Genomic DNA, 13766 nt, shown 5'->3' with positions numbered 1-13766 from the left:
ATTGGACACCTTAGGGAGCGAAGAGGGTGCGGCCGGCAGGTATTGTCCGTCGAAGTCGCTCGTCAGGACTCTTGCCAGTGGCGAATCCGCGCCCAAAGTTCCCTTCCTTCCAGATCTTCTTGACTCGGTTCTCTAGATCGAGACCTTCTTGGTTGGTTATGTAGTGGTCTATGTGATAAGCCAAGCCTAGGCCGACAATTTCAAATGCGGTATTTGAGAACGACCCCTGAAAACGTCCCTTGCTAGGGTTGAAGGTCCTAAAACTGTTGTCGCCGAGCGAGTCGCTGAGCAGGTCAAAAGTGGTCTTGAAACGCTCTTCTTCCACTGAGTAGTCGATACCATCCTCGGCGGTTTTCACTGATTTATCGTTCAAGTAGTCCCCAAGTGCCCCAATTCGCCTGATGTCATCCTCCGGGATAGAGCGAAAAGCGAGGTAGCGTAGAACTAACTCGAGGTCGTACTGTTCGTCCTTAAGTCGGTCGGTTAGTGACGTCGTTTCTACGAAAGATTCGTGCTTGCTTAACCTCTCGATCCACTGGTAGAAATTCCTATCTGTTGCAATTACCATGCAGCTTCGGAGTTCTTGGGGGCTAAGAAGTGTTCCAAACCCATTGAGGCGCTGAAATAGGTCGTACTTGGCGCCTGGAGAGGAATCCCTTTTTATGATCTTGAGGTCCACCTTGGCGCGCCTGATGTCGAGCCTTTGTGCCTGATCGAGCGACTTGTCTGGGTCGGCGTCTTCCCAGACTTTTCCATCAAGCTGAGGAAGGTATCTGGTTGGCCGAAGGGTTAGCTTAGGTAGTGGCCGTCCGTCCTCGTCCACAAGAAGTCCCTGTAGCTGAAGAATTGTCGATATTCGCTGTACTCCATCAACGACGTCCCATGTGCCATCGGTATTTTGTGCGACGAATATGGATGGCAGGGGAATGCCAAGCAAGATACTCTCTATCAGCTTGCTTTTCTGCTCGTCGGTCCACCGGTATACTCGCTGAAACTCGGGATGGACGTCCAGTTCTCCATCTCGATAAAGGTTTGTTAGTTCGCCCAGTGACATGCTATAGGCGTCCGTAGATATTTCCCGTCGCCGCAAGGCGATTGCTTCATTTAAATTCTCGTCCACTCTGCTCCTTCAACTTTGCTCGGGCTGTACGGCTGCGTGACCACAGTATAGGCATGCTGTTAGATTCTTGGCAGCTGATACTTGATCGAGTCAGGCGCTCGACTGATCGGTGATTGCTGCAGGTAGGTTGACTAATTGGGCTAGGCGGAAAGCTTGACGTTCGCATCCCGCTGTGACCTATCTGGTCGCCCGAACACGGCGTCAATGGCCTCCCGGGCCCGCTGGTGGCTCGACGGGACCAGGTGGGTGTACGTCCGCAGCGTGAAGCCCGCGTCGGCGTGCCCCAGGTACTCGGCCAGTTCCTTGATCGAGACCGCCCGGGACAGCAGCGTCGAGGCGTAGAAGTGCCGCAGCGCGTGCATGCCGTCGGCTCGGCCACGGTGGGTGATCTTCTCCTGCCTGAACCCGCCCTGCCAGACGACCTTGGTGAAGAGGTCGCCGGTGTACAGGCGGCCGGCCTCGCCGGTGACGAGCAGCCGAGCCGTCACCCGATCGCCGTCGGGCTTCTGCCACGGCAGCGTGACGGCGGTCGCCGGGAATCGGTCGTCGTGGTCGTCGATCTCCGCCAGCAGGGCGGGGGAGAGTGGGACCGTTCGCGTCTTGCCGCCCTTCGGCGGGGCGAACATCATCACACCCTTGACGGTCTTGATCTGCCGCTGAACGCGGACCACCAACTCCTCCCGGTCGATGTCGTCCGGCGAGAAGCCCAGAATCTCGCCCTGACGCAGCCCGAGCCCGGATCCGAGCGGGACGACAACGCGGAACCGCTCACCGAGTCCGGCCCGTACCTTGTGTACCCGCTCTTCCGGCCAGACCACGACCTGCGGACTGCTGCCCACCGGCCGCCGAACGGTCTTCGCCTGGCAGGGGTTCTCCCGAATCAGCTTGTCGTCGATCGCCGAGTCGAGGACGCCGGTCACGATGGTGAACAGCACGACCTGGTAGTTGGCAGCGAGCCGCTTCTCCTCCATCACGCCGAGCCAGTCACGAATGGTCGACGGTTTGATCTGACTGAACTTCAGGTGCCCGAACGCGGGGTAGATTTGGCTTTCGAGTCGGCTACGCAGGATCTCCCGCGTTGCCGGGTCAGGCGACTGCGCTTTGAGCCAGTTCTCAGCCTGTTGCCGAAACGTCTTGGACGACGAGCGCGGGTCAATGTACTTGTCCTCACGCTTGTCCGACTCCACCCCGATGAGGAAGTCTTCCGCGCGCTTCTTTTGCTTGTCTGGAAAGGACTTTGAGCGCTCCTCGTTGTCCGGGTCGAGGTAGCGCACCTTGTAACGCAGTCCGATGCCGTACAGCTCGGTCCTTTCGAGCACGGGCTTGCCCCGCTTGTTCAAGAGGACCTTGCCGGTCTCCTTGTCACGAGCGGGGCGATACCAGCGATCTTGGATGTGTCCCATCAGGCCGCCACCTCCCCGTTGACCCACGCCTGAACTTTGGCCGGGTCGTAACGGAGGTGCCGGCCGATCTTGCGGACCGGCGGGCCTTCGCCGCGCCACTTCCACTGGTACAGCGTCTTGACCGGGACGCCGAGGTAGGTGGACACGTCGTCAACCGACCAGAGTCGGTCGATGTTGCTGATGTTCATCTGTTCCCCCTGGTCAGGCTGCCTGCTGAGTTGCCGAAGTTTCCGGACCGTCCCCGGGTGGTCCGGCAGCAGCGAGTAGCGCCCGGTCGTACTCGGCCTTCCACGTGATCCGTTCCGCGATCGCACGCATCACCAGGTGCGGGCGGGGCGGGACCTGTGGGTCTCCCAGTTCGACCTTGCGCCATACGAGCCGGGCCGGGGCCGGTTGTGGCTTCTCGATCCCGATGGCGGCCAAGGCCTGCTGGACGAAGGCCTTGCGGTCGGCTTTGTGGTCGTCGAGGGTCTTGCCCGACCACTTCCGCGACACCAGCACCCGGCGGCCGGGCAGTCCGAGCGTGGTCCGCCGGTGAGCCCGTCCCTTGCAGTGCCCCGGGGTGGTCTTGCTGCCCGCGCCCTTGGGCTGGACCCCGTAGAGCAGCCAGACCGCGCACCGAGGCGAGCACGGCGTCACGGACAGCTCGGCGTGCAGCCGGTCGTGGTGTTCCCGCAGCCGCGCCGTGTCTGCCTCGACCACTTCGCCGGTGGATTTGGTGAGGTACTTCGTGAGGTAGCCGATGTGACGGCCGGCCTCTTCGGTGCCGCCGAGGATGCCCTTGGAGTGCACTTGCTGCCCGAAGGTGGCGACGTGCGCCGGGTCCTCGACCTGGTCCACGGCGTCGTCCCAGCTGGTCAGCGGCTCGCGGGTGTCCGGGTCGAGGAACATCCGGATGTCGCCGTCCCAGACCGGCAGCCGCTCTGTGTAGACGATCTGGTCGTGGTTGGGCCACCAGACCTGGTGATAGGTGGCTTCGGTGACCTGGCGGATGACGTCGTGCGGGATCGCCCCGCGGATCGCCGCGTGCAGGTGCGGCGCGGTCCGCTTCTGCGGTTCGACGGTGGCGAAGTACTGCGCGTCCCAGCCGACGACCCGGCGCAGGTTCTGCCACCATCGGTCCACCAGCGCGGAGAAGTGCACCGCGTCCCGGGCCGCCCGCCGGTAGTCGTAGCGGACCGGGTCGACCGGCGAGCCGTCGCCACGGACCGGGCCGTAGGTGTCGCAGGTCAGGGTGACGAACATCGACGGCCGGAACTTGCCCGCGTACTCCCGGCCGACCGTGGTCTTCGCGACCTTCCGCCGGGGCAGGTTGGGCGCGTCCTGCCGCCGCCGGGTCGACCGCTTCACGGCGCGCTTGGTCGGGACGTCGAGGGCGGGCAGCCGGCCCCGCATGCCGAGTTGCCGAAGTTCCGCGTCGACCCCGTTGATCTCCTCCCGCAACTCCTCGGCCTCGGCCTGGTCGTGGTCGACGACGTCCCGGTAGGCGGCGACGAGGTCGGCACGGTAGGTCAGCAGCTCCTTGTGGTCCTCCGAAGGAGGCGCCGGGATGAGGTTGGGTTCTTCGGTCATGTGCCAGCCCTCGCGGCACTGCGCTTGCCGAAGCGCCTTCGCTTTCCGGGCGCACGGCAAGCAGACGGATTCCACGGTGGCCCCGCAGGGGACCGGGACGTAGCGGAGTTCGCCGGTCTCCGTGTCGCCGACCTCCATCGTGAAGGGGCGGACGCAGACGCCGTGCTTCTCCGCCGTCGCCCGGATGACGTCGGCAGCCAGCGGTGTCCGCATCCGTTCGGCCCGGGTTCCGGCCGGCCGGGCCTGTTCCTGGTCGGGCATCAGGCAGCCACCTCCCCAAGGCGAGACCATTGCCGCAGCACGAACACGGGCATGTCCTGCCGGACCCCGGCGGGCAGGTCCGGGAACACGTCCTCAGAGAAGTCGACCGCGCCGTAGACGTGGACCGGGACCCCGCAGGGCATCCGGCCGTTGACGATCAGGTGTACCGACTTGGTGGTGGGCGTCCGCCAGACCTGCGCCGACACGTCGTCGAGCGTCCCCGCCCACGTCATCAAGGCCGAGGCGACTTCGGGCAGCTCGCGCGGTGCACCGAGTTGCACGGTGACGGGGGCGGAGTCGGAGGTCACGAGCACGGAGGCGACTGGACCGAAGCCGTGCAGGTCGAGGTGGTCTCGGATGGCGTCGAGGAAGACCATGGTCGTGTTCATGCCGCCGTCCCTTCGCCGCCGGGGACAGGCCGGTCCAGGGTGCCGCCGTTGGTGACGTAGTGCTCCAGCGCCTTGACGGTCTCGTCCGACACCCACCCGGCGCGGATGCGCAGGGGTTCGCGGATGCCCTCGCCCCACACGAACCCCACGCCCGCTTCCGAGTCGCCGATGCGGTTGGCCCACGCGCCCCGCTCGTACGCCCCGTCGCCGAGGACCATCGGCACGTGCGTCTTGGAAGTCACCCGCAGGCATACGCGGCGAGTGAACAACTCGCGGACGGGCACGGTGTCCTTGGTCGGTTCCTGCACATAGCCGCGTACCGAGATGTTCAGGGCGCGGCCTTGGGTGTTGAGCAGCGCCACCCGCTCGACGATCTGTTCGCGGGTCTTGCGATCCGTGTACTTGGTCAGGGCGCCAATCTCGTCGAACTCCAGTAGCTCCAACGGATACTCCGTGGACAGCGGGATGGTGCGGACGCGGCCGGCGAACTCTCGCTTGCGGGCCTCCATCTCCTCCACCAGGCCGTCCAGGATCTCCACAGCGTCCTTCCCGGACACCGCGTAGCGGGAGAAGATCCCGCGCCCATAGGCCAGCTCCATACCCTTGGGGTCGATCCCGGACATGCGCACCAGCCCGGAGCGGATCGCCGGGGCCGCCGACACCAGCGGGCACCACATCACGCTGTTCTTCCCCGCACCCGAGGCACCGGCAGTGAGGCAGTGCGCGCCCGAGCCGAGCAGCGGCACCCGCCAGTCCTGCCCGTACTCGGTCCGACCGGCCCACACCCGCCGCAGATCCACAGAAGACCGATCGGGCAACTCGAGAACTGCCGGAGGGGGAACCACCGTGGCCAGTTGGTCGCGACGCTGGAAGTCGACTGACACGACGTTCGGCTCCAGTTCTCGGACCTGACAGCGGGCGACCTTCCGCGCCGACGCGAGCGCGCGTGTAGCGTCGTCGAAGTCTTCGGGCTTCTGGCCGGGCACGAGCTGCACCCGGACCTCATCCCACGACGGGCCGGACCGGACGCCGAGAACCTTGGGAATCTGCGCCCCGGACTGTCGGGCGGTGGCGCGGGTGGCCTTGCGGCGGCCGACCAGGTTGACCGTCACCTCCACCGGCATCGCGTCATCGCGGACGCTCAGGCCGCAGGCGTGCAGCCAACCGGGCAGCTTGCGGTGGTAGACGGCCCAGCGGATCACCCACGACCCAGCAACCGGCCGCACCACTGGTCGAATGAGGTGACGTCGAGCAGCCGCCAGACGCCGAGAAGCAGGGCCAGGCCGACGAGGTTGATCACAAGCCAGACCCAGCCGACCCAGACGCACCACAGGTAGACCGCGATCACCGTCAAGCTGGTCCGCCAGTGGATCACGACCTGGGAGAACAGCCAGAACACGACTTTGCAGGCCCACCACAGGCCGACGAACACGACCACCATCGCGGCCAAGGCCTCAGCCATCGACGCCAAGGCGCGTCCGATCTTGGCCAGGACCCATACGCCGAGGCCGAGGCCGGCCAGGGCGATCACGAGCATTCCGGGGGAGGTCATCGCCGACCACCTCGCAGCACCGCCGAGAGATCCAGCGGCAACGCGCCCAGGCATGAGGCGCACTTGGTCTCACCCGGCAGCAGCCGAGCGAACCGCTTGCATTCCGCGCAGCGCATCCGAGTGACCCCGGTTGACTGGCGTCGGTTGTCATCATTTATCGTCTGCATTGTTCACTTCTCCAGTGGACAGACGCAGAACCGGCGAAAAGGTTGGTAGCCAGGGACCCGGTTCTGCGTTCTAAGGATCAATTCCAGGTGTACGGGGACGCGTTTCTACGTCGCACGTCCCCCGTGCGAATTGTCGATATTCAGTTCTTCTTGTGGGCGCCGCTCCCGTGTCCTCCTATCGGGTCGAGTACTGTCCGCGCGAGCGGAGCTGGACACCTTCAGCGAGCAGGATGTTGCGGGTTTGGTTGTAGCTCAGGCCATACGAGGCAGCGAGTTGCCGGATCGTCTGGCCGTAGTGGTAGGCATTGACGAGGCCCGGCGGTGTCGGAGGAAGCGGGATCTTCGGAGGTCGAAGCGTGACACCCTCGTCGATCAGGGTGGTTCGAATCTTCCGATAGCTAAACGGATACCGCGCCACCAGCCCTTCAAGAGTCTCACCAGCCGTGTACTGGCCAACAAGCTCAGCAACCATCGCCGGATCGATCTCGACCGTCACGGCGCATCCCCGTAGCCCGATTTCCACTCCGGCTTTTGCGTCAGCTTCTCGATCTGCCGCATTTCGTAACCGACCCAGTACAGCGCTTCCCAGTGGTGACGCTGGTCCAGCTCGGCGACCCGCTCATACATCGCCGCGTTCGCCCGGTGGAACTCAACCCAGACCGACTGGTCAGCGTCCGACTCGGGCCGGAGAACGAACACGGCTTCCCGCGCGTCAGCCAGCGTCGCGACCTCGCGATACGACTTGACCACCGTCTCGGCCTCCATCAGGACCGACCGGAGTCGCCACGCGCGCAGCCAGCAGCGCCGCCAGGTCGTCCACCCCGTCGCGGAGCCGGAGAAGGAATGCCACGCATGCCGGCCACTCCTCCAGATCCCCTGGCAGCGCCAGAGTCGCCACCGACGTCGTGCCGGTCACGACCAGCATCGGCGGACTGGCCGGATGCGGCCCGGTTTCCTCCACCGTTACCGAATCCCGAGACTCGACCGTCCATGTCACGCCGAACCCGTCGACCCGAAGTTGCATCGCCGTCTGCCTTACTCGCCCAATCCCTTGCCAGTTCCGCGAACCCTTCGGCCGCCGACTCCAGCGCTGCCACGCACCACCACGGCAGTCCTCGCGACTTGGCCAGCTCGTGCCACGTCCGCGATACCGCCGCGCCGCATTCGCCGTGTTCAACGAAGCCCCCGGCGACAGCACTCGTGTTCCGTGCTCCCACGCCGCCATGTAGTCGCGGTACGCCGCCTCCCACGCCCGGACCAGCTCCTGAAACGCCTTGGCGTCGCGAACCGGCCCGGACGTGTTCGTCCCCCTCATGCCGCCTTCGCCGCCCCTTCACCGGCCGACGTCGAACGCGTGGCCTTGGTGCCGGAGCCGCTGGCCGCCGCCTTGAACCCAGTCGCACGGAAGACATAGGACTGGTACTTGAACTCGCCCTGCCCCGCGACCTTCGGCTCGGCCGTCAGCCCCTCCAGTTCGATCGGACGCATCCGCGGCAGCACTTCCGACGTCGCCGGAACCGGCTGCACATCAGCAAGCAACGTGATCTCGAACGACGCACGCTTCGCCTTCGTCTCGTCCGGGTCCGTGACCGTCACCTTCCACTGCCGCTTACCGGTCACCTCATCCACACGCTGCCGAGCCGGGCGACCGGCCGCCCTGTCCTCCCGGGTCTGGTACTCGTTGTCCGGAGAGACCTCACCGACCATCACCAAACCCTGAGCGAAAGCGTCGTCGAACTCGATCGGGAAGCGGAAACCCTTGTAAATAGCCATTTTTAGTCCCTGTGTCTGTTGTGTTTCTGAAGTCAGTCACCTTCGCCCGGCGTGGCGTCATCGATCGCGCCGGACCACTGCTGTTCGAGGGAAGAGGAATACGAACGGGTGCGGTTCTGGGCCTCGCACCACTCGCCGAACTCATTCGCGGCAACGGCCAGACTGCGCGCGAACCGCGCCGTGTCCATCAGCCCGCCGATGCGGGCCGGTACTTGGACGATGAACGAGGTCTCTTCGCTGCCCGCCACGAGCTGGCGAACGCCCGGTGATGGTGAAACCACCGCCGCGCCGTAGCCGACGAGGGGCTGAATCACCACGTGAATGCCCATCTGCACTCCAGATGTCCTCGGTCTCGGCGTGCCCGGTTGGGCGCGCTGGAACCAGAAGACACCCGGTTACGTGGATCACCCCGGACAAACTGTCCGGGTAGGTGCCAGAGGGGGCTAGCGCGAGGGGGAGACGGCCGTATTCACAGCGTCGAGCACCGCTGACCAGGGCAGTTCTCGCCCCGGAGCACTCCGCGGCTCGTGCAGCGGCCAGACGTCGTCACCGTAGACGAGATGCACACCCGCGCGACGCAACGCCTCAATGTGCATGTCCCAGGACGGGTGACGGGCGTGTGCAGCGTTGACACGCGGGAAGACGACGACGGGGAGGTTTCGGGTCCCGATTGCTTCGTTGACCTGCGTGAGCGCCTGGTTGTCTGCGATGCCGAGAGCGAGCTTAGCGACCGTGTTCGCTGAGGCCGGAGCCACCAGGTAGACGTCCGGCGCGGGGTGCGGGCTGGTGCCGCTGGGTGAGCGCGGCTCGACCCGGACCGGGTATCCGGTGACCTCTTCAAGCTCGGCGAGACCTCCTGACTCGGCCAGCCAGCGGCCGGCAGTCGGAGTCAAGGTCACCGCGACGGTCCAGCCGTCCTGCTGGGCAGGCTTGATCAGCCGGGGAACCAGCTCTTCGACGCCACCGGCGCCCGAGCCGACCAGTCCGAGAACGCGAGTGCCCATCCGACTACCTCACCGCGCCGCAGCGCTCAGCCAGGGCGAGGAGGAGCGACGACTTCTTGCCGCCCGTCGCCGGGGCGCGCCGATACATCGACCGCACGACCTCGCGAACCAGGGTGCTGTGTCGAACGATCGTCGGCGCTTTCTGCTCCGCCGCCAGCAGGGTTTGAAGAGCCTCTTCGTCTTTCGCGACCAGGCTCAGCGCCCGCGCAAAGTCGATCAGGTGCGTTACCTGTCGCTCGACCGGCAGATGGTCGACGTTGATCCGGGGTGCGGATTCGATCACCTGTGAGACGTCGCCCAGGTCAAGCGCGGCCGAGAGCCGGTGCAACTCGACGTTCGCCGGGCCGAACCCGGTCTGCCAGTAGTTCGCGTCCACCCCGAGCTGATCAGCCGCGCGGTTGGCGTGCGACAGCAGCTCGTTCGCCGTCGAGCGGTCCTGGTGCCGGGCCGCAGCCACGGCCGTCCGCAGGTAGAGCATCCCGTACAGGCTCAGCGCCGCTGGATCGCCGGCCGCCATCCTCGGGAGCAGCCACTTCGCGGCGACATCACCCAGCTCAAGGGCGTCGTCGAACCGGCCGACCGCCAGCAAGGCGTGTGTGCCTGACCGGGCGGCCGAGGCCAGAACCAGCGGGTCATCCGCTTCGTCCGCCGCTTGCATAGCGCGTTCCGCCGCGATCCAGGCGAGGTCAGCCTCACCGATCTTGCTCAGAGTTGTCGCCGCCAGGTGATGCACCCGTGCTGACACCGCCGCGCAAGCGCGTCGATATGCCTGGTCGTCCGTCGACGCCGCTTCCATCCCCTGACTGGTCTTGATCAGCCCAGGGAGAGCGGTCACGACGCGGCCGAGGTCGCCCTTTTGGTAGCTCGACCAGGCGCCTTCCACCAGTTGCGCCACCGGAGCCGGGTCGATGTACTCCGGCGACATCGACGAGGAGAACAGCGTCCGGGACAGGCGCCGAGGAGCCATAAGCGCGTCACGGATGGCCGGGACGTCGTCGTTCTCGTCCTGGTCCTCCAGGAGAACGGGTTCACCGAGGAGGTCGCCCAGCGTGACGCGCAGCCCTCGCGCTACGTCGGCGAGCACGTCCAACCTGCGGATATCGCGCTCGCCCCGCTCGATCTTGCTCAGCCAGTCTTCGGACCGGCCCACCAGGTCAGCCAACACCGCCTGCGACAATCCGCGCCGCCGCCGGTAGAAGGCAATACGCTCCCCGATGCTGAGCTGATCACCCGCACCACGCATACCCACAGACTATACGGTGACAGGCTTAGAGTGCCTGACCATGCGTCTTAGAAGCTCGACCCCTCTTGCGCTCAGCCGGTTCGGCGGCGCGCATTGCTTCTGTGCGGATAGTCAATTATCGGAAAGTAGTTCTCAAATTTGGCAGAACTCGGATTGGCAACCTAATGTGCTAGATGATATCCTGGATGCCAGTGTCGATAACTTTATCGGAGTTGTTACTTAAGTAGTCGACCTGACGTGTCGCATACTTCTTCACTGGGATATACGTGATCAATTTGATGACTGAGCTAGTTCCGCAACAACTGCACGTAGACGCAACCCTTGCGGACACTCGTGCATATACGGGTGCAATCTGATAGGCCCGTGCTTTGACGTGTAACTGATCGGGGTCCGAAGGCTCGGCGGTCAAGGCTAACGTCCGCTGAACTTCGATTTCCGTTGCCGAGTTGACTGTAACCTTGTTCTTGACGCGTTTTGCAACTTCTGATTGCAATGCGGCCGTTAGCTTCAGCTTATCATCTCTCCCCAGTCCAAAACTAGCTGTATTCTTGGTTGTATTCTCGACTTCAACCTCGGATCCTTCAGACCATTGCACCTTGATCCTCTCCACCTGTGTGGTGCCGGCATCAATCCGCGCCCTAGTTCTCCAAGACTCCGGAAATATATAACTATCATCAATCTTGTCGATCGATAAGAACCGGTATAAGGTGGTGATTTTCCGGCGAAATACCCGCGCCAACGGGTCCCGGCAGGCGTCTTCGCGGCCGAGCTACCTGGGGTGCCGACTCTGCCGCGAAGCTGGAACCCGGCCGGTGCGCCCGCCACGAGGGAGAGGTTGGGGCGGACGCCCCGGCCGGGAGTCAGTGATTCATGCGCACATCTTTCATGCATCGGGCGCCGGTGAGTAATCGTTATCCGGCAACTAGGCTTTCGCTATTCGTCCTCGTCGGGGTCGGTCATGGGGGTCTGCGGTGTCGCGGGTGTGTGCGGCGGCAGGGGGTCGTGGGATAGACCGGATCGGGTTCGTTCCAGTACTGCTGCACTGTCTGCCCTTCCTCTCAGGGAGTGGAGTGCATTGGAACCCCGGCCGGTTCGCCGTCCTCGGGGGGATAGGACAGGACGCGCCGGCCGGGGGGTCATGGGGGTGGCTGCTCGTCCTGGCGTTCCGGGTGCCGCAGCAGTTCCACAGGGTCGAGGGCTTGGCCGTCGAGTTCCTCGGCGCGGTCGAGGATCGTGGTGCCGATGTGCACCAGGTCGACGCCGAGGCGTCGGAGTCCGGCCGCGTAGGCGGCATCGTCGGGCTGCAGGGTCAGCAGTTCGATGACTGCGGCGCCGATGCGGGTGTTGACCTTCGACAGGCCGGCGAGCAGCTGGCGGTCACGCGCGTGCATCGCGGGTCACCACTTCGTAGAGGTCGCCGGCGAACTCGCCGACGGCCGGGCTACCGGCGCGGGGATGAGGGACGCGGGCCCAGACGTGCGCCGCGCACGCCGGGCACGTCCGGCCGCGCTGCGGGGTCACGACCCGCTGGCTGATGCTGGCCCGGTCGTGCTCAAGCGGGAACGGTGCGCGGAGCAGGCACCAGGGCAGCAGCAGTTCCAGGCGCCGGTTGTCGAGTTCGGCGACCCGGTACAGGTGCGCCCAGCCGTCAGCGTCGAACTCGTGCCACTCCCACGGGTCCAGTCCCCGCGGCTGGTTCGGGTTCGTCGGCCGGTCGTCGAGCGCGGTCACCAGCTGAACCGGTTCTGCCGCGGCCAGTGGCGCCGCACGTCGCGGGCGGCCGCTTCCCACTCCCGCGCCGTCATTGAGGACACCGGCCGGAACGGCTTCTCGTCGAGGTGTGACGGCGCGGAGTGGGTGCGGTTGTCGTCGCCCCGGTCCTGAAGAGGAACGCGGTTGCTCTCGTAGCCCTCGTCCACGGAGGGCGTCTCACCATCTCGCGTCGTCACATGATCAGCATCGGGCAGTTCGTTGTCCAGAATTTGCCACCCAGGCAAACACCCGAACGGGCTATACGTGCAGACCAGCGCGGTACGCCATGCCACGCAGCTCGCGGCCGACGGCGTCCCGCTTCGCCTTCGCCACCAACTCGGCGAGGATCGAGCGCATGAACGGGTGTCGGTGGATCCGCGCCGGCGAGATTAGCTCGGCTTGACGCAGCATCATCACGGCGTCGTCGCGCCGCTTCGGCACCCGGGCCAGCGCGCGGCCGTACTCGCGGTAGTAAGCGGAGCGGCGTGTCGGCGACGGCAGGGCGTCCGGGTTCACTGTCTCGGCGATCTTCGCGGCCTCCGCGTGCTCGCCAGCCTCCAGCGCGACGGACATGCGCCACACGCCGACGTTCGATGGCCCGAATCCGAACCACAGCGCATTGCTCTCGCCAGTGTGGTTGGCCAGCTCGTCGGCGTGATCGAGCGCGGCCAACCGCTCGGTGTTGTTGCGTTGCGCGGCGGAGACCAGCGACGACGTGAGCGTCAGCATCCCGGCGAGCTGCGTCTGTTCCGGTGTTTCGGTGCCTGGCATGGCTTCTCTCAGCGTGTCCTCGGCCATGTCGAACCCGCCGGCCGCCAGCAGGCCGAAGGCCGTTCCGAACGCGCTCACGGCCGTGAAAAGTGGCTCGTCGAGCCGCTCGGCTGCCTGCTGGGCGAGCATGGCCGCTTGCCACGCCAAGTCCAGGCTGGCACCGATGTCGCCGAGCCATGCCTGGGTGCCTTGCACGTGGGTGAGCACCAGCAACCGCAGAACCTCGCGTTCGTCGCGGTGCGCCTTCAAGGTGCTGTGCAGGTCGCGAATCAGGCTCGGTAGCTGCTGGCCGACCAGGCTGTAGTTGCAGTCACGCTGAGCGGTGAGGATCGCCGTTACGCGCGGCGTCAGGGTTTCGACCGAGACCACCTGGCCCCGTGGCTGTCCCATGCTGACAGCGAGCAGGGCCAGACGCACCCCGTCTAGCGAACGATCCTCTTCGAGTTCGCCCGGCGTGGTGAGCGCGCTGCCGGTGATCTCGCTCGGCGCGACCTCCAGCGCGTGAGCGAGGCTCACGATCAGCGACCTGCGGTCAAGGGCGCGGTCCCCGGACTCCAGGCGGGAGAGGTAGGACGGGGAGATGCCCGCCAGGCCGGCCACGACGGCCAGAGACTTGCCGCGGGCATGGCGGATCTGGCGCAGGGTGTCGCCGATCGCCGAGGACATGGCCGTACTCCTCTTCGCGGGGCTGCGACTCTTCGCGTGCCCCCGGGAGCTACCCGGGGGCGTTCCTCCGCGAAGAGGTGCAGGACCAGCTTA

The 13766-nt window shown here is 65.4% G+C and carries 15 protein-coding genes and 1 pseudogene; all 16 read right to left on the bottom strand.

Features of this window, described 5'->3' with window-relative positions; all coding sequences use genetic code 11:
* Nucleotides 1–10 precede the first annotated feature (10 nt).
* The 16 genes and pseudogenes from ACLJQE_RS12575 to ACLJQE_RS12500 all read right to left on the bottom strand — a co-directional run bounded on the left by ACLJQE_RS12575 (nucleotide 11) and on the right by ACLJQE_RS12500 (nucleotide 13673).
* A complete protein-coding gene (locus ACLJQE_RS12575; protein ID WP_410639361.1) occupies nucleotides 11–1120 on the bottom strand; it encodes a DUF262 domain-containing protein in 1110 nt (369 codons plus the stop codon).
* 140 nt (nucleotides 1121–1260) lie between these two features.
* On the bottom strand, nucleotides 1261–2523 hold the full coding sequence (locus ACLJQE_RS12570; protein ID WP_410639360.1) for a tyrosine-type recombinase/integrase: 1263 nt from the start codon (nucleotides 2521–2523) through the stop codon (nucleotides 1261–1263).
* Nucleotides 2523–2711 (bottom strand): helix-turn-helix transcriptional regulator, encoded by a 189-nt coding sequence (locus ACLJQE_RS12565; RefSeq protein WP_410639359.1) that lies wholly within the window; start codon nucleotides 2709–2711, stop codon nucleotides 2523–2525. Before ACLJQE_RS12565 ends, ACLJQE_RS12570 begins: the two co-directional genes overlap by 1 nt.
* 13 nt (nucleotides 2712–2724) lie before the next feature.
* A complete protein-coding gene (locus ACLJQE_RS12560; protein ID WP_410639358.1) occupies nucleotides 2725–4356 on the bottom strand; it encodes a replication initiator in 1632 nt (543 codons plus the stop codon).
* Nucleotides 4356–4745 (bottom strand): hypothetical protein, encoded by a 390-nt coding sequence (locus ACLJQE_RS12555; protein ID WP_410639357.1) that lies wholly within the window; start codon nucleotides 4743–4745, stop codon nucleotides 4356–4358. The genes ACLJQE_RS12560 and ACLJQE_RS12555 overlap by 1 nt, the downstream gene beginning before the upstream one ends.
* Nucleotides 4742–6297 (bottom strand): annotated as a pseudogene (locus ACLJQE_RS12550) (FtsK/SpoIIIE domain-containing protein). Before ACLJQE_RS12550 ends, ACLJQE_RS12555 begins: the two are co-directional and overlap by 4 nt.
* Nucleotides 6298–6639: 342 nt before the next feature.
* Nucleotides 6640–6960 (bottom strand): helix-turn-helix domain-containing protein, encoded by a 321-nt coding sequence (locus ACLJQE_RS12545; RefSeq protein ID WP_410639356.1) that lies wholly within the window; start codon nucleotides 6958–6960, stop codon nucleotides 6640–6642.
* On the bottom strand, nucleotides 6957–7229 hold the full coding sequence (locus ACLJQE_RS12540) for an AMED_5909 family protein (RefSeq protein ID WP_410639355.1): 273 nt from the start codon (nucleotides 7227–7229) through the stop codon (nucleotides 6957–6959). The genes ACLJQE_RS12545 and ACLJQE_RS12540 overlap by 4 nt, the downstream gene beginning before the upstream one ends.
* A 546-nt stretch (nucleotides 7230–7775) precedes the next feature.
* Entirely contained in the window at nucleotides 7776–8237 is a 462-nt protein-coding gene (locus ACLJQE_RS12535; protein ID WP_410639354.1) for a hypothetical protein, read from the bottom strand.
* 32 nt (nucleotides 8238–8269) lie between these two features.
* Complete coding sequence (locus tag ACLJQE_RS12530) at nucleotides 8270–8566, bottom strand: hypothetical protein (protein ID WP_410639353.1); 297 nt, start codon at nucleotides 8564–8566, stop codon at nucleotides 8270–8272.
* A 114-nt stretch (nucleotides 8567–8680) separates the two neighbouring features.
* Entirely contained in the window at nucleotides 8681–9241 is a 561-nt protein-coding gene (locus tag ACLJQE_RS12525; protein WP_410639352.1) for a flavoprotein, read from the bottom strand.
* A 4-nt stretch (nucleotides 9242–9245) separates the two neighbouring features.
* Nucleotides 9246–10484, bottom strand: coding sequence for a helix-turn-helix domain-containing protein (locus ACLJQE_RS12520; RefSeq protein WP_410639351.1), 1239 nt, complete (start codon nucleotides 10482–10484; stop codon nucleotides 9246–9248).
* 1136 nt (nucleotides 10485–11620) lie between these two features.
* Complete coding sequence (locus ACLJQE_RS12515) at nucleotides 11621–11875, bottom strand: hypothetical protein (protein WP_410639350.1); 255 nt, start codon at nucleotides 11873–11875, stop codon at nucleotides 11621–11623.
* The gene (locus ACLJQE_RS12510; RefSeq protein WP_410639349.1) at nucleotides 11862–12215 is read right to left on the bottom strand and encodes a hypothetical protein; all 354 of its coding nucleotides are present in this window, start codon (nucleotides 12213–12215) and stop codon (nucleotides 11862–11864) included. Before ACLJQE_RS12510 ends, ACLJQE_RS12515 begins: the two co-directional genes overlap by 14 nt.
* The gene (locus ACLJQE_RS12505; protein WP_410639348.1) at nucleotides 12212–12433 is read right to left on the bottom strand and encodes a hypothetical protein; all 222 of its coding nucleotides are present in this window, start codon (nucleotides 12431–12433) and stop codon (nucleotides 12212–12214) included. The genes ACLJQE_RS12510 and ACLJQE_RS12505 overlap by 4 nt, the downstream gene beginning before the upstream one ends.
* A 61-nt stretch (nucleotides 12434–12494) precedes the next feature.
* Complete coding sequence (locus tag ACLJQE_RS12500) at nucleotides 12495–13673, bottom strand: helix-turn-helix domain-containing protein (protein WP_410639347.1); 1179 nt, start codon at nucleotides 13671–13673, stop codon at nucleotides 12495–12497.
* Nucleotides 13674–13766: the final 93 nt, after the last annotated feature.

The organism is Amycolatopsis sp. lyj-346 (assembly GCF_046548975.1).
In the GTDB taxonomy this organism is placed as follows: Bacteria; Actinomycetota; Actinomycetes; order Mycobacteriales; family Pseudonocardiaceae; genus Amycolatopsis.
This window is presented reverse-complemented; position numbering and strand designations above follow the sequence as displayed.

Excerpts from the sequence above, each read along its gene's own strand:
- ACLJQE_RS12570 (WP_410639360.1), bottom strand. The coding sequence starts at position 2,523 with ATGGGACACATCCAAGATCGCTGGTATCGCCCCGCTCGTGACAAGGAG.
- ACLJQE_RS12565 (WP_410639359.1), bottom strand. The coding sequence starts at position 2,711 with ATGAACATCAGCAACATCGACCGACTCTGGTCGGTTGACGACGTGTCC.
- ACLJQE_RS12560 (WP_410639358.1), bottom strand. The coding sequence starts at position 4,356 with ATGCCCGACCAGGAACAGGCCCGGCCGGCCGGAACCCGGGCCGAACGG.
- ACLJQE_RS12555 (WP_410639357.1), bottom strand. The coding sequence starts at position 4,745 with ATGAACACGACCATGGTCTTCCTCGACGCCATCCGAGACCACCTCGAC.
- ACLJQE_RS12540 (WP_410639355.1), bottom strand. The coding sequence starts at position 7,229 with ATGGAGGCCGAGACGGTGGTCAAGTCGTATCGCGAGGTCGCGACGCTG.
- ACLJQE_RS12535 (WP_410639354.1), bottom strand. The coding sequence starts at position 8,237 with ATGGCTATTTACAAGGGTTTCCGCTTCCCGATCGAGTTCGACGACGCT.
- ACLJQE_RS12530 (WP_410639353.1), bottom strand. The coding sequence starts at position 8,566 with ATGGGCATTCACGTGGTGATTCAGCCCCTCGTCGGCTACGGCGCGGCG.
- ACLJQE_RS12525 (WP_410639352.1), bottom strand. The coding sequence starts at position 9,241 with ATGGGCACTCGCGTTCTCGGACTGGTCGGCTCGGGCGCCGGTGGCGTC.
- ACLJQE_RS12520 (WP_410639351.1), bottom strand. The coding sequence starts at position 10,484 with ATGCGTGGTGCGGGTGATCAGCTCAGCATCGGGGAGCGTATTGCCTTC.
- ACLJQE_RS12515 (WP_410639350.1), bottom strand. The coding sequence starts at position 11,875 with ATGCACGCGCGTGACCGCCAGCTGCTCGCCGGCCTGTCGAAGGTCAAC.
- ACLJQE_RS12500 (WP_410639347.1), bottom strand. The coding sequence starts at position 13,673 with ATGTCCTCGGCGATCGGCGACACCCTGCGCCAGATCCGCCATGCCCGC.